A 2,304-nucleotide genomic window follows, 5' to 3' on the forward strand; every position below is an offset into this window, starting at 1 on the left:
GATAGCAATCACCTCAGTAAGAAAGAAAGTAAAAGTCCTAGGTTTCCCGACCTAGGCTTTTTTGTATCTAATGTCTGTAGACATAATGCCACTCGTACATATCCATGTACTCCAACCCGCTATTGATATAGCGCCTTCCCTATACTACTTGCTTCCGAGAATTTTCTGGGGGGTGTTAGAAATATTCGAGGTGTGTCTCCGCAGGAGCGAGCGACCCCTTTCCCCCCTTGCAAGGGGATAGCTTACGTGCACGTAAAGAGCATAATGTCTCTACCAGCAGGTAAGACCTCTTACCAGCATCGCCCGACCTATAGGGAAGGGGAGACACTCATCGGACCACCGATTCGCCCCCAATATCTGGCATGAAACATGCTAACGCTTTGTCACTGCTAGCTATTATGGCACGCTATATGCTTATAGCTTTGTGCCTCTCATTCAGTTGGTAAGCATCTTGCACGCCGTGCATAGAACATGCCACATGCAACCTAGTTGCACTGGCACGGATAGTGCATAGCTTGCAAGCTGTATGCCATCCTCTCATCTCATCCCAATGCAAACGCCACTACCACTGGTCGGACCAGTTGGTAAGTGCCTGTATATCCTAAGCAATACTACTCATCGGACCGCCAGTCTCAACTGGTCGGACCACTTGCATCAAAATCCTATGCCATAGTGATAGTGCGACAAGGCGATAGCCCACTCGCAAAGCTCTTTAAAAACGTGAACGCTTAGCCTAGTAGGTTAACTTGATAGACTCTTTAGGGAGTCAGTGACTCAAGCACTTGCAACACGGTTAAGTTAGTAGCTACGGAAAACGGGAAACCATAGCAAGCCTGTCACGTAGGTTAACTACGTCGCAGCATGTAAACCCATTAGAATATGATGAGAGATTCTTACTCGACATCTTGAACACGCCCCGCGATTGATTCAAGTCGGCACGCCCAGCGAACCACCGCAAAGAGTAAGAGGCAATCAACACTCATATCATGGTGATGGCACTTGCTACCCATCCGAATAGTAACCCTGACAAGGTGAACACGGTAGAGTAGAGAACTGGCGAAAGCTAGTTATGTGGGGAGACTACCTGACGGCTCTATAAACTACGGCTTGTTAATCATTGGTGTAATTAACAAAGCTCATTGCCTAGCGGTAGTGGGCTTGATTATTTCCATCAACATAAACAACCGATAGGTGATTATCATGAAAGCACTAGCACTTAAAACAGTACAATCTAGCATCCGTTCAATCGTTCGCAACTCAAACCCTGAACACTTGCAACAAGTATTCGCTAGCACTATCTGGCACGGTTTGATTCACTCGAACATCATGCCAGCAGCAATGAAAGCATTACGCGACAGTGACGCGCCAAGCAAACTCAAAGCAGGCATTAGTAAATACATGCCTATGAAATGGGACAAAAAACGCGAGGCGTATGTATTCAATCCGACCAAACGTGAAAAGTTACTTTCAGACCTAGCATTGACTGATGAGTCTAGCTTTGAAGACCTAGCCAACTCATTGCCGCAGCTATTCGAAACTAAGTCAGAGCCTACCCCGTACAGCCGTGATGCCTACCTAGCTAACGTGGCTAAGAAGTTGGAGAAAGAAGGCGAGCACAACGTGCAAGACATCATCGGCATCGTGTCAGCTATGCTAGACAACCCAGAATTAGTAAGCGCAGCAGCGAAAGCAGTATTCAAACAAGCGGCTAAGCCTGCTAAAGCAGCTTAACAGTGAGCACTTAATCCATGCGCATTCGAGAGAGTGCGTATGCTTATCTGTTCAACCTACAATCGAGGTCTATCTATGCGACGCTATCAAATCAAACCGTCTGACTTGCTACTCATCCTAGCCTTGGTCACATTCGCAGTCGTGATTGACTTGTTAAGTGTGTACCTAGGGCATGAGTCGTGGAGTACCATCAAAGACTGGCTCTTTGTAGCTGAAATACTAGGTGGATTCTGGTTGCTATCGAGGATATTAAAATGAGTATCGACACTGTATCTAAATGGGTTGCGCTTATCGCTGCGACTCTTACCATTCCGATGGACCCTAGTCAGGGCGTAGCCTACTTCGTGGGCGTAGCTGTATTGATGACGGTCTACCTATTCATTGCTGCGCCTATCGTGTGGGTATACGTGAGGATTACATCATGAAATACATAGACAAACTCACTGCCTATCACAACGGCAAGTATTACCTACCAGTGGAGGCATTCGACTGTTGTACTAGCAACTGGGATGCTGATGACTGGATTCGTGTCATTGACTACTACAATGGATGGGCCTGCTAATGGAACGTACT

At 46.7% G+C, this 2,304-nt stretch carries 1 protein-coding gene; it reads left to right on the plus strand.

Translation table 11 applies throughout. The features are described 5' to 3' along the window. Positions 1-1,200 precede the first annotated feature (1,200 nt). The gene (locus ABMA70_RS15910; RefSeq protein WP_392994238.1) at positions 1,201-1,731 is read left to right on the plus strand and encodes a hypothetical protein; all 531 of its coding nucleotides are present in this window, start codon (positions 1,201-1,203) and stop codon (positions 1,729-1,731) included. The last annotated feature ends 573 nt before the right edge of the window (positions 1,732-2,304 follow it).

The organism is Halobacteriovorax sp. XZX-3, from assembly GCF_043196495.1.
Taxonomy (GTDB): Bacteria; Bdellovibrionota; Bacteriovoracia; order Bacteriovoracales; family Bacteriovoracaceae; genus Halobacteriovorax_A.

Bases quoted from the DNA above. Each gene is read 5' to 3' on its own strand.
- ABMA70_RS15910 (WP_392994238.1), top strand. From the start codon at position 1,201: ATGAAAGCACTAGCACTTAAAACAGTACAATCTAGCATCCGTTCAATC.